The following is a 23,823-nucleotide window of genomic DNA, read 5'->3' on the forward strand; positions in this document are numbered from 1 at the left end:
ACGGAATCCGTTGGTATTATTAACCATCCCTGAAACTCACTTCGGAAGCCACTCCCCATATCGCTTCATACTAATATTTTGCGTATATTCATCCAAATCCCTCAATTGTTTCACAACAGTAGCTACATCTAACCCTTCAACAATTTCATTGATCGCTGCGACACCAGATTTGGCATAGGCTTTACGCTCATCTGCTGTTTTCAGTAATGGTGTATATAAGTGGTCGGAAGCATGGTCAAAATAATAGCCAACCGCACCGGATTGTAGTGCATATTTTCCAAGGTCTGATGCTGGATTGTCCGCATTTGCCTTCATTACTTTTTCCACATCATAGCTAACCGAATTGGACTCTGGTACGTTAAGTGGAACATCTTCCAATCTGCCTAAAATGTCATAGGCACCTATTGCCATATCATTGAACTTCTCAAAGAAGTTAAACGATAAATCTTTCACAGTTCCAATCGTCACCATTAAGTCCATATAAAGAATAGGTGCTTTGGTTCGATCAAAAAAGTCGCGGATCATTGGACCAACTGTTAAATATGCTGGTCCATGTAAAGTAACATAAACTTGTCTCCTGAATCCTTGATTAAGTAGTGACTGTGCAATTCGATCTAAGTATGCTGCACCATCTTTTGTTGTCATTTGTACGGTCCCACGTCCAGTAGGAGTTGCTCCTGCAAAGAAATATGGGAGATTATGAAGAACCAGTCCATCCGCAGCTTCCGCCATTTTCAATGCAAACGCTTCTGCCAAAACCGTTTCTGAATCTAGTGGCAATGCGCCATGTGTTTCTGTTACGCCGACTGGAATAAAAATAAGATTATTTTTATCTAGATACGCTTCTACTTCCCCGTTTGTTAATTTCGATAAAAATCTTGTACGCATGTTTATCTCTCCTATCTATTTATTGCTAGAGGAAGCCTACGAATAGATTCCTCTAGCGTAAATGAATTATGATGACTTTCTTCTTAATTCTAGCTCCTCATACATCGCATTTGTCTTCTTACCGTTTAAGTTAAAGATGAACAATAAACCAATCAACATGAGTGCAAACGCGATAATTGGCAAGCCATTGTACATACGAAGAACACCTTCTGCCACTTCTTGTGATTGCGAAGTAGATCCAGTAGCATATCCTACCCAACCGAGGGAATAACTACCTAATGCAGATCCAACCCCCATACCGACTTTACGGGAGAAGGAATAAATCGAATAAAGCGTTCCGTCATATCGTTTTCCAGTTTGCATCTCTGTATAATCCAAAGCATCTGCTACAAGTGCCCAAACAATCATAACAAAAACACTATTCGCTAGCATGCCGATATTATAAACCGTAATATAAAGATAAACGTTTTCAATTGTTAACAAGGTTAGGAATGCCATTGCAATGATACTAAAAGTAGATGTTGCAATCACTAGATTACGCTTTCCAAATAATTTCACTAATTTTGGTAGGAAAAGGAACAAGATTAACATAATCCCTATTTGTACAAAGGAGTTAATCGTAAAGGCACTTGGACTACCAAAGTACTCTGCAAATACAATCGGTGCTAATTGGGTTACCCCATTGATAACAATTAACGAACCAACAGAAGCAACCATCATCCCGACTAATTGTCTATTTTTCAGTGCTGCTGTTAAAGCATCTTTAAATTTATAGTCTATTTTCTTACCAACTGGATTGTCATCTCTTACACGTTCCGTTGAAAGCTTCACCAGACCTGTGTAAGCAAGCAATGAACAAACCGCAAAGACAATCGAGATAATAAAGAATGCATCTGGAATTATTGCACCATTACTATCATAGATAAACATTGGTACGAAAGAAAGTGCCCCAATTCCAACAATCAATCCACCAACCGCACGTGCACGCGATAATTTTGTACGTTCAATTGGATCTTGCGTAATAACCGCTGCAAGTGATCCATAAGGAATCGAATCCGCAGTATAAGCGATGCCGTAAAATAAGTACACAAAGACTACCCAAACATGAGTCGCCGTTGTACCCCAACTTGATACATCTGCAAACGCTAACAATACTGCTGCAGCTAAGAACCATTTGGATATACTAATATATGGTAAGAACTTGTCCCCACTTTTACCGATTTTCCAGCGGTCTGGAATGCTTCCCATCATAACATCGGTAAACGCATCAAAGACTCTGGAAACTAAGAATAAGGTCCCCATGAAGTATGGACTAACTCCTAACACGGAGGTTGTAAATAATAGAAAGAAACCTCCTATATATAAATTAACAAAGCTACCTCCAATATCTCCTAAAGCGTAGCCTACTTGGTCTCGCACGCCAAACTTTCTCTGTTTCATCTTGAACCCTCCTGTTAATAGTTAATTTTTCTATCTACGCGTGTTTATTACTTTGTTTTGTATATAAAGTAATAAACATTTGATATGAAAGCGCTTAAAATCTATAAGACTATTATATTGTAAATGCTTACATAAGTTTTAATCTAAAATTACCTATTTTTATACTAAAATTGCATTTTAATATGAAAAGGAAACCAAGACGCAAAACAAACTATTCCTCCAAACTGTTTAAATGTGCTTTCCTGAAGGCTTTTGGCGTAACTCCTTCTTCTTTCTTAAACATTTTAGAAAAATACTGAGAGTTACTAAATCCAACCATGATAGCAATATCTGTCATCGAAAGATTTGAATGAATAAGCAGCTCTTTTGCTTCTTTTATTCGCTTTTGATTACGCAAATGGCTAATCGTAGTCCCCTTCTCTTTCTTAAACGCACGCATAAGGTGGGATGGGTGGACGTGTAAATCATGCGCCATCTCTTCTATCAAAAACTCTTCAGCAAAGTTGGCCTCAATATAGTGAATAGCTTTATCCACGATACTAGGATTCGTGATTTTGTCGTAACGAATGGAGGGGTCTGCATATTCATCAATCATGTTCAGATGGATCGTATCAAGTTTAGAAATTTGCTCGGTATGCTCAATCATAATTGCATACTTTTCCGAGATAAAGTGGGATTGCGCAGCGTTGAGCCCTCCTTTTTCAGCACAATAACTATAAAGGGAATTATGTGACAGTAGGAAATTCTTATAAGAACGAAGCATGTTCCCAGGTACGCGTTTAAAAATATTCAAGGAATCCTCTTTCAAGACCTTCAATATTTCCTGCTTATAGTAGTCTATTTTCTTTGTATCGCAAGTTAGAATTGCTTGAAGAAAAGCTTCTCTACTTTGATGATCCTGTTCAATTCTTTGATTCATGGGGCTGCTATTCACTTCCATAGATATATTCTCCCTGCTATATGGTTGTTTAAATAAAACGATCTTTAATTGTCTATACACATATTACAATAAAAACCCTAACTAGATGCATAGAAACATAATAACGGGAATATAAAAGAGAAAAATATTAAATAGCTATTGAAAAGCAATATGTATAGATGTTTTTAATAACGCATCTTGGCTTTTAAAAGGATGGGGATAAGGCCAATAGGGGAGTTCACCACCGTTTAATACTTTAAGGTGTGGGGGACTGCACTTGAAGCTGTTGTCGATATTTCCCAGGAAATGAAAAATATATTACCATTACTTGTCTAAATTTGGTGAAGCCTTGAGCTTACTAGTTGAAAAAGAGTCCCACCACGACATAATGCTGCCTCTTTATTTTCTTCTTGAATACGAATTTGGTTCAAATGTACTTTTAATTTATAGACTTCCTCTATATTGGATGGGGAAAGAAGCAGGTTAATTTTGTTATAAAATCCGTAACCAATTTAACTTGTTCACCTAATTCCCTGTTAAGCCGGGAAGCTAGTTGATGCACATATATATCTAGATATTGGAAATCAGTCCTTTCCTTAGAAACTTCTTGAAAATTGGTGCCAGTCCCCCACCGCTTTGGTGACCGTGTAGCAGTTGAACCAATCATTTATTGTGAGAATGTGAATACGGAGCTGGAAACTATAATCTTTGTGAGGTGGCAAATGCCGCCTTCTTAGGTTTAAAGTACAATTGGGGGCTTTGCCGAGTTTGTGGTTACAGAAGCATATCGATTGCATAAATTACCGGAAAGCGTGTCACTTGTAGAAGGTGCACTTGTTGAACCGACAGCAGTAGCGTACCACGCGGTTAAAAAGAGTGGACTTAAAGTAGGACAGACTGTAGCGATTTTTGGAGCAGGCCCAATCGGATTGTTAACTCTATTATCTGCTCAAGCAGCTGGAAAAATAGATGTTAAAAAAGTAATGACGAACAGGTAATAATGGATACTCTCATTGAAGATGTTCTTGAGTTATTACTTGTCCCCGCGGACCCACGATTAATACCCTACAATTTATTTTGGACTCACCAAAATCTTCGCCTGACTCTTATCTCCAATAATCCACTCTAGTTTAAAGTAATGGGCATTTAACTGGCGAATCATTTTATCTTTAACTTTCTTTATTGCCGTTCTATTTGTTAAAAAGTAGTTGAAGCTAGTTAAAAAATATTCTATCTTTCCAATCCAGCAATTCCAAATCCACCTGGACCAGCGTGGGTAGAGATCATCGCACCGGCTTGCATCCATTTAATATTTTCAAATCCATGTTCTTTTGCGATATTGGTCATTTTCTCTTTAATACTTTCATCAAGGCCGATGGAGTATATTAAATAAATACCTTCTTTATTTATATCGTATTGATTTAAATATTCATGTATTAGTTTTTCTGAAACCATGCTCATTTTTCCACGGTATTTTTTGGTAGAAACAAGTTTTCCATCTATTAATTCAATACGAGGCTTGATTTTTAACAGTGCACCTCCTAGATAAGCAAGATTACTTACCCTTCCACCCGCTTTTAAGAACTCTAAACTACCTGGAACAAAAGCTAGCTTCGATTTCGGAACGATGGATTCAATTTTTTCTACTAAGGATTCAGGTTCAATCGTAGATTCTCTCTCCAATAAGTCTACTGCATACATCACAACTGCAGCTAATCCTCCTGTTACATTTAACGCATCAATGAGGTAAATATCATTCATCTCTTCCGTTGCAATCATTGCATTTTGAAAAGAAGAAGATGCCTTCGAAGTATATCCAATATGTATAATGACACAACCTGGATCGTTCGCTTTTATTTGCTTAAAGAACTGCTCATATTCATGGACATTCGTTGCGGTTGTAGAAGGAATTTTTTTCGTTTGCTCATGGTATTTATATATTTCTTCTACCGGCAACGAACCGTCTAAATAATCTTTTCCGTCCATAATAACGTGCATCGGTACCACTTGAACCGCATGTTTCTCAACCACTTCAATTGGTAAATCTGCTCCGCTCTCCGTTGTTAAAATAATTCTATTCATTTATCTAACCCCTTTCGTTATAAAAATCCCTTTTTAAACAAACCTTCCAAATTATTCAATAACCTAACCCAATATTATCATAATTTTAAAAATATAGTTCAGACGATCGGAAATCTTGCACCATATTTTAGCAGCAGAACCAGATCAGACAAGAAGAACTCAGTGGATAACAGAAACGTCCACTCGAGTTCTTCTTGTTCTTTATTATTTATATCTAGAATGTGTTGTCTTCTTCGACTCTTTCAACTTTAATTTTTCCGTCATTTTTTCATTTCTTGCGGCTTTATAGAATGAAATAGCCATAAGCAGAATGACAAAGGAAAATGGAAATGCCGATATGATCAGCATGTTTTGTAGTCCTTGTGTCCCACCAAAATAAACGATAATCGCGGCCATAGCGGAGAGTATAATTCCCCACGTGATTTTCACGCTTCCTTTCGGCGAAACCGAACCTCTGGAGGTTAACATTCCTAATACAAATGTGGCAGAGTCCGCTGATGTAATAAAGAAGATCGCGATAACAAAAATGGTGATAAATGACATCAGTGCTCCCAATGGGTATTCCTGCAGTACACCAAACGTAGCTGTTTCAATTGCCAAGTCCGAAATAACCGCAATGCCATTTTGCTCAATATTCAGTGCGGACACCCCAAATACCGCAAAGAAAATAAAACAAATAATCGATGGAACGAACAATACACCAATCATGAACTCTTTAATCGTACGACCGCGTGAAATACGCGCAATAAAGATTCCTACAAATGGGGCCCAAGAAATCCACCATGCCCAATAGAAGATTGTCCAGGCATTAATCCAGCCTCGTGCCTCCTCATCTTGAGGTGCCAAGTTAAAACTCATCTCAAAGAAATTAGTGATATAGCTCCCAATTGTATCGACGAACATATTTAGAATATAGATGGTTGGTCCTACGAGAAAGAGCATTCCCAATAAAATAAAACCAAGACCCATATTTATATTACTTAAATATTTGATTCCTTTATGTATACCGCTCCACGCTGAAACAGTGAAGAGAACCGTGGCAATGATCAATACAATTAACTGCGTGCCGTAATTCCTAGGAATATCGAATAAGTAATTAAGTCCAGAATTAATTTGGGCGGAACCAAACCCAAGTGTTGCAGCAACTCCCATTACCGTTGCAAATACTGCCAGAACATCAATAAGCGTTCCAATCCAACCTTTCATTGCTTTTTCTCCAAACAATGGAACCAGTGTCGCACTGATCAATCCTGGATAGTCTTTATGGAATTTAAAATAAGCTAGAACGAGCGCTACAACAGCATAAATGGCCCATGCATGAACACCCCAATGAAAAAAAGAATATTGAAGGGAATCATTAATCGCTTTTGCGGACCCTGCTTCTGCATTGGGTGTATTCGTAAATGCGTGCGAAATTGGTTCCGCGGTGGTCCAAAATACCATCCCCATCCCCATACCAGCACTAAATAACATCGCAAACCAGCTCATTAAGTTAAATTCCGGTTTTTCACCATCCTTTCCCAGCCTTATATCTCCAAATCGAGAAAAAATTAAGTAGATACAAAATACCAATAAGACCACGACGAGTAATAAATAATACCAACCAAAATTATTTGAGAAAAAAGTCGTCACGGACTCTGATACGTTCTCCAAATTTACAGGTGCAATAGCGCCCCAAATAAGAATAATTAAACAAAGAGCAACACTCCATAAAAAAACGGGCGTAATGCTTTTCATGTCTTCCTCCTCCTTCTTGTAAAATGATTTCGTGTATCTAGTATGATACCCTTAAGGAGAGAGTGTAAACAAGAAATTGATTCTGCAGTTTTGATAGATATAGGTATTGAATAAAAAGGTAATATGGAAAAGGAATATGCTTAGGACACAGTCCCTACCTATTTTAAAGGCGTGGGGGACTGGCACTTAAACTATATTAAATTCATATATATATATTTTCTATTTCACTCAAATGATTCCATCAATTCATTGCCACGAACTAACATATTAGAAATAAATCCGTCCTCATTTATATTTACTTCACCAGTTACATTCACCACCTGTTCATCACTATCTTCTTTTTGATACTGTACCTCCAATGAAAATTTATAAATATTATCATTTACCTCGGATGTTTCCAAGTCGATACGATTGAGGTTTAGCTGATAACCATTTCGATACGCATTACTTAAAAACGTAAAACCGTATGAAGAAATATAGGAAGTATAGCTCTCTTCTATAAAATAAGGCTTGAATTTCTCTGATGTATACGAATTTAATTCTTCGAATGCTGACTCAATATCTTCCATCTCATCTTCATCACTATGAATGTCATTCCATATTTCTATCAATTTCTGTTCTGGTCCTGTGAATGAGTGCTCCAATACTGTTTCTATGGTAGCAATATTTTCATCCAGTGGTTCAGTCTCCGTATTTGGAGAACAACTTGCGACGAACAAAACAAGGCCCACCAAGAGGATAACAATAAATCTGGAAATAACTTTCTTCATAATTATTTGCCCCCTTATAATTAAGTATGGTCCAGGGGGACAGGAACCTTGGACCACTTGTAAGGATAGTTATTTAATTATAAACATGAACAATGGGTGCATTACCATATTACAGAAAAAAATATATTGAAAGCTACATTTTCATAGAAATAGGTGTTCTTGATGTTGGATTGAATTGAATTGAATTTGATGGAAAAGAAAAAGTGAAATCTACAGAGATTAAACTATTATTTTCCTAGAAAACTTGGTTGACAGGCAATGGCCCGGGGTTCCTGTCCCCATGGTCCTTTGTCGTGCCTAATTTATAATAATTAGGTACTACGCCAAAGTACTTTTTGAATATTTTTAAGAAATAACTTTTATTCTCAAATCCTAACATATAAGCTATCGTTTCAATCGATTTATTTGTGCTCACAATGATTTCCTTCGCTCGTTCCATTTTGGTTCGATTGACAAAATCAATGAAATTCTCATTCGTATCTTTCTTATACATTCTACTAAAATAACTTGGATTCATATGGAGATATACTGCGACATCTCCTAATGTTATTTTTTTATCCAAGTTCATCAATACATACTTCTGCGCTCTTAGAATCTCGGGTCTTGTTGATACACCTTGACCTTCTTCTAGCTTTCTCATCATGCTTTTCAGATTCGCAATAAACAAGTATTCGAGCTGTTCAATTGTTTCCGTATCACTTATTTTTTTGTTAATAATAGAAAGGATACTAGATTCATCATTTATCATAGAGTGTGTCATTCTCTCCATATCTAGTATTAAATGAGCTGTCCAGCTTTTAACTAGTTGTGGGTCGTATTGTTTGACTTTAAAAATTCCCATCCATCCTTTAATTGCATCTTCTAAGGCACCTTCATTCCCTTGTACAATGAATAGTTTAATTTCCTCTGAGGCGTCTGTATAGTCCACAAAAATGTTCTCCACTGTAAAAGGTTCTTTTCCTATTCTTCCTATAGACCCATGATTCATATAAAATCTTTGATCGATATTATTCGTCAAGAACTTCAGTTCACTAGAAAGCTCATAAGGAAATACTGTGATACTTCCAGTAATGGTGGTTAAGCTAACTTTCAAAAACCGTTTTAATATAGCATTTATTTCCTTAATGGAATGACGAACCACTTCTAGTGAAAGGCTTTCGTTCTTTGTTTCAGGGAAATATAATATAAAAAACATAGAATCTTTGTAAGCTACAGTAAAACTATTTCCTGCTTTGTTTAATACTTCACTAATCAAGTTGTCTATTGCAAACTTAAGTAAACTCGATGAAGTAAAATAAGATTTTTGTCTTTGATAATGATCAATAAAACATAGAACAGGAACGCAATTTTTTTGATAAAATTCATCTTTATGTTGATGGAACCAATCTTTTATATCCTTTTCGTTTCCATTCAATAAAACCTCTAGCGTCCGGTTTCTTAAAGATTTTATATTTTCTCTTATCATCCAGTTTGTTTCTTGAGACGACTGTTTTACTTTATCCAGTTTTTCTTTTAATCTCGTTAATAACTTGATCATGTTATCGATATCTATACTTTCTTTTAAAATATAATCAAAGGAATGTAGTCTGATAGCTTCTTGCGCCATTGAAAAATCATCATGACACGTTAAGAAAACCGACTCAAAGTTGTGATTTATCTCCCTTACATTTTTAATAAGCTCAATCCCATTCATAAATGGCATACCGATATCTGTAATAATAACATCTGGGGCACCTTCTTCTTGTACAATATGGAATGCCTTTTCTCCATCCTGGCATAAAGAAGTAACATGAAATCCTAATTCAGCCCAAGGTATCGCTTGATTAAGAAATTCTAATACCGGATAATCGTCATCAACAAGCATCACTTTATACATTCCATGATCCCCCCTAAAGTTTAGGTATATATAATGTAATCGTAGTTCCTTCCAAATGTTGACTGTCTATATTCATTTGGAATCTCTCACCATAAATCAATAACATACGCTGATAGACATTCGTTATTCCAATTCCAGTAAATGAAGATTTGTTTCGATCAATCTTATTCGTAGGATTTGCAACAGATAAACCCTTTTTCAATTCTTGTAATTGTACCGGAGGGATTCCTTTACCATCATCTTGTATCCGAATAGTAATAAAGTCATTCGCTTCCAGAACATGGATAGAAATTGTCCCCTTGTTTGCATCAAATCCATGGATAATCGCATTTTCTACTAGCGGTTGTAGAATAAATCTAGGAACATCTTCATCTAATAAATCTTTTTCTATATGTTTAACAATCTCTATATCCCCTTGACGTCTAAAATTCATTAGTTTCACGTAGTGCTCAATGGTTTCTATTTCTTTCTCTAAAGGTATAAATTCATTATTTCTATTTATCGTCATTCGTAACAAATGAGCAAGAGATTGAATTAAATTAGCCGTTTCTTTATCCCCTTTTAAAAAAATCTTTAATCGAATGGAATTTAAAATGTTAAATAAGAAGTGGGGATTAATTTGTGCTAAAAGCATTTCAAGTTCTGCTTTATGCTTACTATCCTCTTCTTTTTTAATTCTTTTTATCATTTCCTCCACCTTATCAATCATCATGTCTAACGAAGTACCTAATTGCTTTACGTCGCCTTTCCCTCTTATTTCAGAGCGAATATTAAAATTACCATTTTCTACTTCTCCCATAACATAGCTTAATCTAGAAATAGGCTTTGTTAATTCATTTACAATGAGAATTAGTATTATTAAGAAAATAGCGAAGAAAGATAATTGCCATAGAAAACGGGTATTTGTAATGGTAGAAACATCTCCGATAGCGCTCTCATAAGGAATCATACTGACTAGTATCCAGTTGGAATAGCTTAGTGGGTAATCCACCAACAAATATTTTTGTTGATCTAGTTCCTCGATAGAGTACTTATTATCCTTTAAATGATTAGGATTAGGAAAGGGCTTCTGAATAAAGTCTTTATTTTGATGAGATATAATCACTCCATCTGAATTTACTAACATAAATTGCTGTCCCTTAAATGTTGTTTGTTCAAATAGCGAGGATAATTCTTCTTCACTCATACTAATAATAGCGCTTGCATTTTCCTCATGTGTTAATCTCACATTTCTTACAATCGAAATTAGATAAGGATTTCTTTCTTTGTCAGTTTCCGAATAATTGGAATGTGATCCAACCCATTTCGTTTCTAAATTAGTAGTAGCCAACTGCTTTTGAAACCAAGCTTTATTCATTAAGTTTTGATAATTAATGGAGTGATTTGAATAAACAAAACCATTATCTAAAACAATGGCAATATAAGAAGGGGCTAATAGATTCGTAATTCCTTCTAAATTTGTTTTTACTCTTATGTGATCTAGTGCATTTGATTCGGGAGTAGACCCATACTCATCATGACGATTTATATTATTCTTTAAAATGGAATGCAATTCATTATTAAATTGAACATAATTTGAAATATATAATAATTGATCCAATTGTTTTGTAATATTTTTATCTAAACTATGTAGCGTACTTTCAGTTTGGGCAACCGATTTCTCGATTTGTTCAATTTTAATTTGTTCATTTGTTAAAATGAGAGTAAGTATTGAAGGTATGAGTAAACAAACAACCGATGCAATCACTAGTCTATTTCTAAGTGACATTTCTCCAAATATACTAATAATTTTACTCATATGCTTACACCTCAGCTGCTCTTAAATTAAAATGATAGAGAGAAAGAATGCTACTTTCTCTCTATCATATCATAGTTGTAAGTCAAATTAATTACTATTTATTAGCATCAATAACGTCTTCTACAGAATTTTTTGCATTTTCCATTGTTGTATCTAAATCTTGTTCTCCTAGTAGATATCTCTCCGCTTCTGCATTATATGCATTATATACTTCTGTCATATAACCTGCTGGTAAAAATTGTTCAGTAGGTACTGAGTTTTCTATCGTGTATTGTAATGATTCAACATCCACAGCATCTGGATTAGAAGTAGTAGACGCTAGATTTGTTAATACTTCTTTTAAATCTGTCTCCGTCCAAGCAGGAATTGATTTATTTTGAACGAGCATTCCTTCCGTTGTCATCCATCTGATAAATTCGTAAGCCTCTTCTTTATGGTCAGAGTTATTACCAATAGACATGACGTCTGCTGAAGAGAATGCATAAGAGGGATCTCCTTCATTGTTTTTAGGCCATGGAGCCCAAGCGATAGGAAATTCCGGATTAAATCCACCCCACTCTGTAACCATGTAACTTGAGATTGGAGTCATACTTGCTTGTTCACTGAAAAATTGCTGTCTATAGTTTAATTGTTGAGAAATGATGTTTGCATATGGTTCAGAAGATTTATCTTCTTGTTCCAGTTCATAGCGCAATTTTAATGATTCAGCGATTGTTGGATCATCCATATTAGATGAACCATCGGCTTTGATTAGTAAATTTTCATCTGCTTTACCTAGTACTTTCAATACGTGGTAAAACGTAGACCAAGTGTGTAAGTATGAACCATAACGATCATTCGTTGTTAACTCATTAGCATAATCTTTATATTCTTCCCAAGTCCATTCTGTTGGAACTTCTAAACCTGCATCATCTAAATGGTTTTTATTTAACATAATTAAATAGGTATTATATTTAGATGGTAGACCATAGTAAGACCCATCTGATGAAGCTGATGAAGCAGCCATATTATATACTTCTTCAACATTAATCCCTTCATTTTCTAGGTAAGTGTCAATAGGTTCAATCATACCTGCTGAAACCCTTTTTGATAGATGCTCAGAAGAAGAAGTCATTAATACATCTATCTTTTCTCCAGCAGCTGCATCCAAGTCTAATTTTTGTAGATAATCATCTGAAGACATATTTTCTACTAATACCTTTAAATCAATCTTTATGTCTGGATGTGCTTCCTCAAATGCTTTAATGGTCTCTTCCCAGTTTCCATTTTCTTCATTAATCCACGTGTAGAATTTCAACGTTGTCTTTCCATCTTCTTCTTCTCCACTTGTTGATTCGCCTCCATTGCCACAAGCGGCCAGAAAAGCAACCATCATTGCAATTATAAATAATATTAGCTTTTTACGTATCATTTCTATCTCTCCCTTTTATATGTTTTTTACCCTTTCACACTACCCATTGAAATGCCTTCAATAACTTGTTTTTGCCCTACGATAAACACAATTAATAATGGTACAATCGCAGATACTGCTGCGGCCATCATTAAGGAGTATACGGATCCATGTGCATCCGCAAACTGCTGGATTCCGATTTGAATCGTGTAAAGAGATTCGGATCGTAAGAAGATTAACGGATTTTGATAATCATTCCAAGTCCAAATAAATCTTAAAATAGCATAGGTTGCAATTGCCGGTTGGACCAATGGAAGTGCTATACTAAAGAAGGTTCTAAAGTGACCTGCTCCATCCATTTTTGCAGATTCAATAATTTCATCATTTATACTCATAAAAAATTGTCTTAACATAAACGTTCCAAATGCACTAAAACTATTAAGTAGGATTAACCCAAGATGTGAATCGATTAACCCAGCAGTGGAGTATAGTAAATATTGTGGTACTATGATTGCTTGTGGCGGAATCATATATGTAGCTAACACCACTAGGAAAAGTAAATCTCTTCCTTTAAATTTCAATTTTGCAAACGCGTAACCTGCCATACAGGAAAACGTTACAGATACAAAAGTAGTTAATACCGCTACTTTAATCGAGTTCCAATAATAAAGACCGAACGAATTATCACCTAACCATACACTGGAATAGTTTTGTATAGCATTCCATGTAGATGGAATCCATTCAATCGGAAAACTTAATACATCTTTCTCAATTTTAAATGATGCAGATAGCATCCAGAAAAATGGTAATAGGAAAATAATCCCAACGATTCCCATGATAACCGTAGTAATGACTTTAGATGGTTCTAATTTCTTTAGCACAATGCTCCCTCCTTTCGAAATTTTAATAGTTAACCCATTTCTTCTGTCCAAGCCATTGAATAAGAGTAAAGCCAATTAATAGTAAGAATAGAATTACAGCTATTGCTGAAGCATAACCTGTTTTCAATTGTTCGAAAGCTTGTTGGTATAAGTAAAGTACTGGTATATTCGTAGAGTTTGCTGGTCCACCATTTGTTAGTACTTTTACTAAGTCAAAGACCTTAAACGTATGAACAAGACCTTGAATGAGTAGTAAAAAAGTAGTTGGTGTAACTAATGGTACAGTAATTTTTCTAAATTGATACCAGGTAGAAGCCCCATCTATTTCTGCTGCTTCATATAATTCTTTAGGTATATTTTGTAATGCTGCAATATAAAGGATTAATTGGAATCCTATTTGTGTCCAAATCATGATGATCATAACAGATGGTAACGCCCAATTAATATCCGCAATCCATAATGGCGGATTCTCAATTCCTAAAGATAGTAGGATTTGGTTGACAGGTCCAGCTGTTGGATGGAATAACACTTGAAAAACTAATGCAATTGCGACAGTACTTGAGATATACGGCATAAAGTATATTACTTTAAATGTGTCCTTCATATAAACTTTCTTGTTTATAATAACCGCTAAAAGTAAAGACGCGAATAACCCAATTGGTACGACTAATAATAGAAGAAAGTTATTTGCAAGCCCTTTCAAAAATACTGTATCTGATAATAGCGCCGTAAAGTTAGCTAATCCGACAAAATTCGCACCATCCAGACCAGTAACGAAGTTCCAATCTGTCATGCTTAAGAAGAAAGATGCAACAATCGGGAATAGAACTAGAATTGTACTCCCTATTAACATAGGTCCAATAAACATATAGCCTGATAGTGTATCTTTCCATTTTGCAACTTTAGATTTCTTTTCTTTTTCTCTACTAGGTTTATAGTTTTTTGGCGGCTCATAATTATCGTTTTTGTCTAATTCACTAAGTTGTTCCATAAACCTTCACCCCCTTATCTTAAATTCATTATAGTTTTAAGCGCTTTCACTAACAATAAAATATTTTTACGTAATTGAAATTATTTTTACATCTTTTAAACATTTATTGATTAACAGTAATAACACTTAGTATAATTAATATAAATAAAAGAGATTATACCTTATTTCACTACTAGGAAGATTTTCTCTTAATGAGGTGGGATAAATATGTATACGAATGGATTTATGGGCTTCTTCTATAAATTTTCTGATTGGTTTGTAAAACTAGCATATATTAATATTTTATGGATTCTATTTTCTTTGTTTGGACTAATTGTAATCGGTTTCTTCCCAGCGACATTCGCTATGTTTTCTGTTATTAGACGAGTATTAAATAAAGAAGACCTTTCCATTTTTAAAGCTTTTTTGAAGTCATATACTGGAGATTTTCTGAAAAGTAATTTAATCGGATGGTTCATCATACTTGTCTTCTCTATTCTTTATTTTGATCTTACTATAATAGAAGCAACAGAAAACGACTTCTTCCAATTTTTCCAATATCCATTACTAATTATTGGATTTTTGTTTTTTGCTACGGTGTTGTATGTTATACCAACATATATTCATTATGATTTGAAACTATTTGAACTATTTAAGAATTCGTTTGTCATTATGATTGTTAACCCATTAAATACGATTACAATGATTTCTACTATTTTTGTTATTTATTTTGTATCTTATATGATTCCAGGAATCATCCCATTCTTTAGTGGTAGCTTACTAACACTATTCCTAATGATGGCAGCATTAAGATCCTTTCAAAAAATAGAAGATAGTAAAGATCGTTTGGAAACTAAAGCATAGGCTCGGAGTAGATCCAGGGGGATAGGTCCAGGGGGACAGGAACCTTGGACCACTTTTTGTTTGAGTTTCTTTTGTTTTGATGAACAACAAGCATTCTTTTGTAAGTTAAGCACTCTTCCCTGTTGTGGCCTGGGGTTCCTGTCCCATGGTCCATTTGAAAGAAAAAAAAGCCTAATTCCTCCCTACCTTTAGTGAGAATTTGGGCTTATGATCTGCAACAACCACGCTAATGAACAATCTATTTAGTATTTACCAACAAAATATTCTGTCTCGCTTAAATTGACATATCAAATGATAAGAACTCATGCAGTTTTTGTTTATGCTTGTCGAGTATAATCTGTTCGGGCTTGATGCCCTGCTCACGCAGTACTTCAATGTTCTGCATGAGGAATTCGTCGCTGCCGACAACATAGAAGAGTCCATCCTTGTCTGCAGCAAGATTTTTCACTTCTTCATAGTAGTCTTTACGGTTATCTGTGAACTGTGATGTGAACTTCTTGTCAGGTGCGGATTCAAATATATTCGTGAATAAGAAATCTTTTGATGAGTCGATGTTCAGGGAATGAATTTGATTGACGTTATCGGCACGTTCGAAATAATCAAGTACAAGCGGTCTGAAAGTTGCCAGGCCAACACCTGATGACAGCAGGTAAACATTCTTGTCTTCTCTTTTAAGCGGCACATTCGAATGCGTTTTAAATATTGCAACTTCATTACCGACTTCAAGGTTTCTTAAAACCGTTTTAAACTCAGAGCACTGCTCTCTGATGCGTGTTGTGATACCGATTGAATTTGATTGCGGTAACGTGGAGATTGACATATGACGAATCAGGCCGCGGTTTGGTTTATCTCCGGCATTAAAACCTTCAAGTGCCATGTGGGTGTGGGAACCTTCTTCCCATGTAAAGTCTTTCGGACAGTCGAGCAGGTACGTTTTAACCTCAGGCGTTTCTTCAATAATCTTATTTATTTTAGTCCAGTATATTTGCATGATATATTCTCCTTAAACAATTATTATGTTTCGTTACTATCTAATATACAATAATTGATAATAATTCTCAATTAAATGGACTGATTATTTCAGATAATTTATGCTGAAGGTGGTCCACGGGGACAGGAAACTTGGACCATTTTTAATTTTGGACGTTTTTATAAAACTATAAAAATAATATTTTTCAGCTTTGTAAGGATAGTTATATTTATTTATAAATATGAACAACGGGATCGTATTACCATTTTACAGAAAAAAACAAATTGAAAACTACATTTTCATAAGAATGTATGTTCTTGATTTCTTTTGGAATCTATATTATATTATTGGTGAAATGCGGGATGGTGAATTGAATTTAATTGTAGAGAAAAATCCAGAGGGAGAATGTATATAAGTTTAAATCGATGAGGTGATTCATATGGCTAGAAAACCGAGAAAGAGAAGTTATAGTGGAATCTATCACATTATGTTAAGAGGAGTTAATAGACAAACGATATTTGAGGACAATGAAGATAAGTCCAGACTATTGAACACGATAAAGCGATTTAAAGAGAAAGATAAATTCTTAGTACACAGTTATTGTTTGATGGACAATCATATTCACTTGTTAATAAAAGAGAAGGAAGAGACTGTTTCTACGATCATTCAAAAAATCAGCGCAAGTTATGTTTATTGGTATAACAATAAATATGAACGTTGTGGTCATTTATTTTTAGAAAACTTGGCATCCGCCAAGCCTTTTCGGCGAATGCCTTAGTTGCACTTATGCAAGTAAGAAAGTTTATACTTTTTTACTTGCCGAGAAAGATTTAAAAGTGAAAATGTGGAAACGATTCCCTACTTCATAACCGTTCTTCGCTATATCCACCAAAATCCTGTGAAAGCAGGATTAGCACCTCATGTTTTAGACTGTAGATGGACGAGTATACATGAGTATATCACCAAACCCCGCTTCATAGATATTGACTTTGGACTTGAATTGTTTTCCCCGGACAGACCGAAAGCTATCGAGCTATTCACCGAATATATGCATCGATCAAATGATGATAAATGTTTGGATGATCATATAAGCATAAAATTGCCTGATAACGAAATTAGAAGTTATCTAGCTGCATTAGGAGTTCCAAACAGTAGCCTGTTGCAACAAATGGAAAGGAACGAGCGAAATGAAATTCTAGTTCAACTAAAAACATTACAAGGAGTGTCCCATAGACAAATTGCTAGAGTAACAGGAATATCTAAAAGCGTGATTACACGGGCGCATTAAGTTTTAGCGATGGCACGGGGTTCCTGTCCCCATGGACCTCTCTTTTATTGTAATCTATGCATTATATTCAAGCAATGATTGAACCGCATACACATCATAAAGTTATACATCACTCTTAAAGTGTATACAGGTTATGGGCGCAGTTCTGCCCTTAGTAATTTGAATATTCTCAGAGTATAAAAGCCGTATAAAAAGGCTCAGGGTCTATAACGACTGAGCCTTCCTAAATAAGTATTCCATACATTTCTTCCTATACCTTCATAACATCTCTTCGATCTTGATTATCCATTATTTTGTGATCAAAGATATGACCGTTTTCCAGGATAATTGCTGGACGTAATATATCATTTTTCTTTTCCTGACCTGTCATGATAATTGGTAAATACTTCGCTACCTCCGCACTAATTGATTTGGAGGCCGTTTTGTAAAAGATGCTAGGGGTATGATCCACCGCATAATGAAGCACACCGTCCACTTGATATGTCGGCTCTTCAATCGTTGTTGGTCTGCTCGTTTCAATTCCCATTCCCTCATCACAGCTGATATCGATAATCATTGCATCCTGTTTCATTTTCTTTAAATCTTCTTTATAAATAATATGGTCTGTGCGGCTCACATCCCATGTAATTGCATTTACAAGCACATCGTACTTTCCTGCTTCTTTTTGGAATAAATCCTCTGTACGCTTGTCATAAACAGTTACCTCTGCACCTAGTCCAATTAGTATTTTATATGCGCCACGTGCCACATTTCCTCTGCCTAAAACGGCAACCTTTGTATCATACGGCATTTTCCCATAACAGCTGAACGCATGCATGATCGCAGCTTCTCCGGCAATCTCATTATTTCTAAAAAACACATGTCTTCCTTCTTCATTCATATCTTCCCAAGCAATGCCGGTCAATCGTTTTGATAAAAAGGTATCGGTTAGTTTCTCATTTTGTACTGCATGAATCCAACCAAATACAATTTGCCCGTCTTGAAGGTCTTCAATATAGCCAGCATCCCCAGCTTTCGGGTCACAGATGATGTCTTGCTCTAAAACTTTCTCCCTGCTAACAACTTGGACGCCTAGTTTGATTAACCTCTCATCAGATACAGCAAACGATGCACCATACCCTTTTTCAAAATATAACTTGTCCTTATGATTCATTTTAGCAATATTTTGAAATATCATTGCCTGTCTATGTTCATTTTCTTTACTATTTAGTGGAAAACCTACTGTTCTAATCAAATAAATCCCTCCAATTATTTTCAAAGCAAAAATCAATTAAGATGAAAATGATTGCAGTTCTTACATTTAATTAAATCCTCCCATCATGAAAATGCACCCTTGTTTGCCGAGTCAAGCAAAGATAATACCGTGAAGTTCATTTTATTGCAGAAACCAAGCTATCGGAAGCTTGTATGAAAGATTTTAGCAATGAAATAAAGAATTGACGGAATAGAGTGAAAATAACCCTCTTGTTTAGTATAACACACTTATTGCTTTTCTGTTTTTTGTATCATACTAGTAATCAGACTGTCCGGTAGCTTTGTCGTGTTTTTGAAAAGACAATATTTTATTGCAGTCGGGGCTTATGATTCGGCATTAAAATAATATAAATGTGATTACATTTTGGGTTCACAATAATTATTAGAATTTCCCAAAAATTTTATAACAAATACAATGTAGGATGATCAAATAACTCGTTTCAGCTCAACATGACGGCTTTCATTCCGAATTTTAATTAATCAGTTGTAATTGCATAATAGCAATTCTCCTATTTGGTGCTTTGGCACTTATAAGTAAACGTTTCACGCAGTATAATCTTTCACAAACCTTTAGTATACAGCTACTTTGGTACTATAATTACTTATTTTGAATCAAGGTCTATCATCACGATAGACCCGATTCTAATAATCTATTCCGTTTATTGAAGTCTGGTGATCACAAGATGAGCTGAAACAGGTCTTGTTCCCCCAGCCAAAGGAGTGATCGTCAATGCTGTGGAGTTACCAGCAGGGTTTCGTACAGTGAGAATTGAATTGACGCTTGTTGTCTCGACGATTGCCATTTCTACTATCTGAGAAGTACCGGTTGCCCTTCCAACTACTGTATATTCTAAGTCCACACCGTTAAGTGTTAAAATAAGCTGTCCTGCTTCAGTGACACTCACTTGAAACAACACCTGATAAAAACCGATATCAGGTAAGTTGAATGATGAAGGACCTGTACGGGCAATTCCTGTTCCACTATTTGGTCCATCTTGAGGGAAATCTACATCTGTACCTGGTGCTACGGTATCTGAATTATCAGGTGGCATTAACGCAAAGAAGTCTGCAAATGCTAATACTCCTCCTGGAGGGCCTTGTATTCCTTGCGCTCCGGCTGGGCCTGGCTCTCCTTGTGCTCCCGCTGGGCCTGGTTCTCCCGCTTCTCCTTGCGCTCCGGCTGGGCCTGCTTCTCCTGCTTCTCCTTGCGCTCCCGCTGGGCCTGCTTCTCCCGCTTCACCTTGCGCTCCGGCTGGGCCTGCTTCTCCTGCTTCTCCTTGCGCTCCGGTTGGGCCTGGTTCTCCCGCTTCACCTTGCGCTCCGGTTGGGCCTGCTTCTCCTTGCGCTCCGGCTGGGCCTGCTTCTCCCGCTTCTCCTTGCGCTCCGGTTGGGCCTGCTTCTCCTTGCGCTCCGGTTGGGCCTGGTTCTCCCGCTTCACCTTGCGCTCCCGCTGGGCCTGCTTCTCCTGCTTCTCCTTGCGCACCGGTTGGACCTGGTTCTCCCGCTTCACCTTGCGCTCCGGTTGGGCCTGCTTCTCCTTGCGCTCCCGCTGGGCCTGCTTCTCCTGCTTCTCCTGCTTCTCCTTGCGCTCCGGCTGGGCCTGCTTCTCCCGCTTCACCTTGCGCTCCCGCTGGGCCTGCTTCTCCTGCTTCTCCTTGCGCTCCGGCTGGGCCTGGTTCTCCCGCTTCACCTTGCGCTCCGGCTGGGCCTGCTTCTCCTTGCGCTCCGGTTGGGCCTGGTTCTCCCGCTTCACCTTGCGCTCCCGCTGGGCCTGCTTCTCCTGCTTCTCCTTGCGCACCGGTTGGACCTGGTTCTCCCTCTTCACCTTGCGCTCCGGTTGGGCCTGGTTCTCCCGCTTCTCCTTGCGCTCCCGCTGGGCCCGGTTCTCCTGCTTCTCCTTGCGCTCCGGTTGGGCCTGCTTCTCCTTGCGCTCCTGCTGGGCCTGCTTCTCCTGCTTCTCCTTGCGCTCCGGTTGGGCCTGCTTCTCCTTGCGCTCCTGCTGGGCCTGGTTCTCCCGCTTCACCTTGCGCTCCGGTTGGGCCTGCTTCTCCTGCTTCTCCTTGCGCTCCCGCTGGGCCTGCTTCTCCCGCTTCACCTTGCGCTCCCGCTGGGCCTGCTTCTCCCGCTTCACCTTGCGCTCCCGCTGGGCCTGCTTCTCCTGCTTCACCTTGCGCTCCGGTTGGGCCTGGTTCTCCCGCTTCACCTTGCGCTCCCGCTGGGCCCGGTTCTCCTGCTTCTCCTTGCGCTCCTGTTGGGCCTGGTTCTCCTGCTTCTCCTTGCGCTCCCGCTGGGCCTGGTTCTCCCGCTTCACCTTGCGCTCCCGCTGGGCCTGGTTCTCCCGCTTCACCTTGCGCTCCCGCTGGGCCTGGTTCTCCCGCTTCACCTTGCGCTCCCGCTGGGCCTGGTTCTCCCGCTTCACCTTGCGCTCCGGTTGGACCTGGTTCTCCCGCTTCACCTTGCGCTCCCGCTGGGCCTGGTTCTCCCGCTTCTCCTTGCGCTCCGGCTGGGCCTGCTTCTCCTGCTTCTCCTTGCGCTCCGGCTGGGCCGACCGGGCCTTCTGGACCGATTGCTCCTTGTGCTCCGGCTGGGCCTGATTCTCCCGCTTCACCTTTCGCTCCGCCAGGACCTTTGGGACCGATTTTCCCCTGTGGTCCCGCTGGGCCTGGATGTCCTCGCGGACCTCGTTCACCCTTTGGACCTCTAGAACAGTCACAATAACAACAACAAGGAATTTCGCAACAATGACGACAATAATCGTTATATTTTTTATATATACTCATAACTAAAAGCTCCTTTTTCTGAGATACTATATTTATATTTAGATCAAAGCATTCTGCTTGTGCAGGTGTCTTTTGCTTAGCACTTTAAAGAATTTCCAAAAAAGGTATGAATATGGAACTTTATTTAATCGGTCAAGAAAACTCCTAAATTCAAGTTAATATTTAGTTAATGCTGTACATTAAAGAATTACATTACGCTTCAAGATATGGACGAATATCATTCCGATATTGAAAAGACTTGTCTCAAGCAAAAATGGCTCCTATGGGAGCCACAATAGAAACCTGGAATACACCTATTAAACTTACGATGTGGCTGCGTCCTGAACTTTTTGAATTAGAATCTATGGGTTCAGATGTTCCGTCGGAAAACCGCAAATTTGCAAATTATATTTTTGGGGATAAATTAACCAAAGAAGGAAACTTGAGAAAATATGAAAAAAGGAATTAATCTAAGGAAGAACTTGCGGAGAAAGGGAGAATATTTTGGACTACATTCATCACAAGAAAATGTGAAGGACTAAAGGATTACCAACATTAGTAAGCCCAAGAAAAAAATCATAAATGGTTGGTACTCAAGATTTCCGTAATCGGTCCATAAGCAGTAAATAATATAGTTATTACACTCCCTATATGGGTGACTGCGCCAGAACTATCACACTAGTTCCAGCATGAGTCGCGCAACTTTTCGAGGCTATTGCACAGCTCTGCTCAAGCCTTCACTGAAATATAGTTCTTCTACCAAAAACATGACCAGAGGCAAAGCCACTAGTCATGTTTTTATAATAATTAACCTAATTCAATATCTTCCACAATACGTTCTACCAAGCGAGCACTCTTCTTCTCTATAAGATCACCGCCAGTGGATGTAAATGCATTCTGTGAAATGATCTCATCCATTGCTGCATGTACAGATGCGACATTGACAGGTTCAATTGGCTTGTCCAAGGAATACGTTACAATTTTGCCATCTTGATTTGTAAATTTCATTTCTAATTTTTTCATAGTTCCACTCCTTTCAATTTAATAAATCTAGATTATTAACCTTCCCGAATGTCCGAGTTGTCCTTACGATTAATGGTGTAAAGTGGGCGTTCTTGTAGTTCTACTAAAGCTGTTGAAATTGCGTAAAGCTGATCTGCCGTTGCATCGGTTTTTACGTTATTGAAACTCTTGAACTTGAAGATGGGTGAGCCTGATTCAGAATCAATTCCATCTTGAAGTACCAACTGCAACGTGGACTTTGTCATATCTGCTACTGCCATGTTTCTCACCTCCCTTTCACAATTACAATCGAAATGAGATTGGATTAGGGGGTATGAAGTGGAGAAACATTTTTAATTTTTATTGCAACTTTAAGAGAAGATATTTCATAAAATTGTTACCTGTCCTAACCATTACATCAGCTCACATGACTGGGATTTTGGATTTCAAACCCTTAAACCGCCCGGCTTACGGGCCATTATCTAACTGTCTACGCTTCAGGGCAAGAGTCGTCCCTTGCCCTTAATTTACAAATATAAAAACGCATAAAATCAAATTTTAAACTTGATTTCATGCGGTTTAAATTCAACAAGTAATACGATTCAATGGGTCACTTTACACTAGTACCTACTTCACTAACCTACCAGCTACTAAAAAAACGCCGCCACTTATTGTGTAAAGCACCAGATTGAATTTTTCTCCAAAAGCTTGTTACTGTATATATCGAATTCCATGAATAAGCTAATTAGTTGAAAAATAATATTAATAAGTTTCTCAGTTTAATTGATTAAAATTCGAAGGGATGTTGGGAATTATCAATCGGAGGTCCATGGGGACCGAAAACGTGGACCATTTTTAATTCTGGACGTTTTAATAAAACTATAAAAATAATATTTTTCAGCTTTGTAAGGATAGTTATTTAATTATAAATATGA

20 protein-coding genes are annotated in these 23,823 nt (G+C 37.4%); 4 read left to right on the plus strand and 16 right to left on the minus strand.

All coding sequences use genetic code 11. The annotated features are described in order from the left end of the window. Positions 1-36: 36 nt before the first annotated feature. From ACFOUV_RS12955 to ACFOUV_RS12965, 3 genes are all read right to left on the minus strand, one after another. A complete protein-coding gene (locus tag ACFOUV_RS12955; protein WP_379497190.1) occupies positions 37-888 on the minus strand; it encodes a creatininase family protein in 852 nt (283 codons plus the stop codon). A 66-nt stretch (positions 889-954) separates the two neighbouring features. Further along, positions 955-2,328, minus strand: coding sequence for an MFS transporter (locus ACFOUV_RS12960; protein WP_379497191.1), 1,374 nt, complete (start codon positions 2,326-2,328; stop codon positions 955-957). Between the two features lie 211 nt (positions 2,329-2,539). Next, positions 2,540-3,268, minus strand: coding sequence for a helix-turn-helix transcriptional regulator (locus ACFOUV_RS12965; RefSeq protein ID WP_379497192.1), 729 nt, complete (start codon positions 3,266-3,268; stop codon positions 2,540-2,542). A gap of 749 nt (positions 3,269-4,017) precedes the next feature. On the opposite strand from ACFOUV_RS12965, the gene ACFOUV_RS12970 reads away from it, so the two are divergent. After that, positions 4,018-4,245 (plus strand): hypothetical protein, encoded by a 228-nt coding sequence (locus tag ACFOUV_RS12970; protein WP_379497193.1) that lies wholly within the window; start codon positions 4,018-4,020, stop codon positions 4,243-4,245. Between the two features lie 232 nt (positions 4,246-4,477). On the opposite strand, the gene ACFOUV_RS12975 is transcribed toward ACFOUV_RS12970, so the two are convergent. From ACFOUV_RS12975 to ACFOUV_RS13010, 8 genes are all read right to left on the minus strand, one after another. Further along, positions 4,478-5,329: a DegV family protein gene (locus tag ACFOUV_RS12975; protein WP_379497194.1), complete on the minus strand. Its 852-nt coding sequence runs from the start codon at positions 5,327-5,329 to the stop codon at positions 4,478-4,480. Between the two features lie 204 nt (positions 5,330-5,533). Further along, positions 5,534-7,066: a glycine betaine uptake BCCT transporter gene (locus ACFOUV_RS12980; protein ID WP_379497195.1), complete on the minus strand. Its 1,533-nt coding sequence runs from the start codon at positions 7,064-7,066 to the stop codon at positions 5,534-5,536. A 224-nt stretch (positions 7,067-7,290) separates the two neighbouring features. Further along, positions 7,291-7,836, minus strand: a complete 546-nt coding sequence (locus tag ACFOUV_RS12985; RefSeq protein ID WP_379497196.1) for a hypothetical protein — start codon at positions 7,834-7,836, stop codon at positions 7,291-7,293. Positions 7,837-8,071: 235 nt separating this feature from the next. Beyond that, entirely contained in the window at positions 8,072-9,712 is a 1,641-nt protein-coding gene (locus ACFOUV_RS12990; RefSeq protein WP_379497197.1) for a response regulator transcription factor, read from the minus strand. A gap of 13 nt (positions 9,713-9,725) precedes the next feature. Then, complete coding sequence (locus tag ACFOUV_RS12995) at positions 9,726-11,510, minus strand: sensor histidine kinase (RefSeq protein ID WP_379497198.1); 1,785 nt, start codon at positions 11,508-11,510, stop codon at positions 9,726-9,728. A 94-nt stretch (positions 11,511-11,604) separates the two neighbouring features. Further along, entirely contained in the window at positions 11,605-12,921 is a 1,317-nt protein-coding gene (locus ACFOUV_RS13000; RefSeq protein ID WP_379497199.1) for an ABC transporter substrate-binding protein, read from the minus strand. Positions 12,922-12,947: 26 nt separating this feature from the next. Beyond that, entirely contained in the window at positions 12,948-13,781 is an 834-nt protein-coding gene (locus ACFOUV_RS13005) for a carbohydrate ABC transporter permease (protein ID WP_379497200.1), read from the minus strand. Between the two features lie 22 nt (positions 13,782-13,803). Then, positions 13,804-14,772, minus strand: a complete 969-nt coding sequence (locus tag ACFOUV_RS13010; RefSeq protein ID WP_379497201.1) for a carbohydrate ABC transporter permease — start codon at positions 14,770-14,772, stop codon at positions 13,804-13,806. A gap of 207 nt (positions 14,773-14,979) precedes the next feature. Here ACFOUV_RS13010 and ACFOUV_RS13015 point away from each other — a divergent pair, with 207 nt between their 5' ends. Then, positions 14,980-15,615, plus strand: a complete 636-nt coding sequence (locus ACFOUV_RS13015; RefSeq protein ID WP_379497202.1) for a YesL family protein — start codon at positions 14,980-14,982, stop codon at positions 15,613-15,615. A gap of 274 nt (positions 15,616-15,889) precedes the next feature. Here the strand turns inward: ACFOUV_RS13015 and ACFOUV_RS13020 are convergent, their stop codons facing one another. Next, the gene (locus ACFOUV_RS13020; RefSeq protein WP_379497203.1) at positions 15,890-16,606 is read right to left on the minus strand and encodes a dihydropteridine reductase; all 717 of its coding nucleotides are present in this window, start codon (positions 16,604-16,606) and stop codon (positions 15,890-15,892) included. Positions 16,607-17,024: 418 nt separating this feature from the next. Here ACFOUV_RS13020 and ACFOUV_RS13025 point away from each other — a divergent pair, with 418 nt between their 5' ends. Next, positions 17,025-17,363, plus strand: coding sequence for a transposase (locus tag ACFOUV_RS13025; protein ID WP_379497204.1), 339 nt, complete (start codon positions 17,025-17,027; stop codon positions 17,361-17,363). A gap of 66 nt (positions 17,364-17,429) precedes the next feature. After that, a complete protein-coding gene (locus tag ACFOUV_RS13030; RefSeq protein ID WP_379497205.1) occupies positions 17,430-17,873 on the plus strand; it encodes a hypothetical protein in 444 nt (147 codons plus the stop codon). 250 nt (positions 17,874-18,123) lie between these two features. Here ACFOUV_RS13030 and ACFOUV_RS13035 read toward each other — a convergent pair whose 3' ends face one another. The 4 genes from ACFOUV_RS13035 to ACFOUV_RS13050 form a co-directional block, all read right to left on the minus strand. Then, positions 18,124-19,107, minus strand: a complete 984-nt coding sequence (locus ACFOUV_RS13035; RefSeq protein WP_379497206.1) for a N(5)-(carboxyethyl)ornithine synthase — start codon at positions 19,105-19,107, stop codon at positions 18,124-18,126. A gap of 679 nt (positions 19,108-19,786) precedes the next feature. Next, entirely contained in the window at positions 19,787-21,907 is a 2,121-nt protein-coding gene (locus ACFOUV_RS13040) for a collagen-like protein (protein ID WP_379497207.1), read from the minus strand. A 786-nt stretch (positions 21,908-22,693) separates the two neighbouring features. Then, positions 22,694-22,909, minus strand: coding sequence for a DUF2922 domain-containing protein (locus ACFOUV_RS13045; RefSeq protein WP_379497208.1), 216 nt, complete (start codon positions 22,907-22,909; stop codon positions 22,694-22,696). A 35-nt stretch (positions 22,910-22,944) separates the two neighbouring features. Beyond that, positions 22,945-23,169 (minus strand): DUF1659 domain-containing protein, encoded by a 225-nt coding sequence (locus tag ACFOUV_RS13050; protein WP_379497209.1) that lies wholly within the window; start codon positions 23,167-23,169, stop codon positions 22,945-22,947. Positions 23,170-23,823 lie beyond the last annotated feature (654 nt).

Origin of the sequence: Oceanobacillus longus, from assembly GCF_042650085.1 — a bacterium.
GTDB classification, from domain to species: domain Bacteria; phylum Bacillota; class Bacilli; order Bacillales; family Amphibacillaceae; genus Oceanobacillus; species Oceanobacillus longus.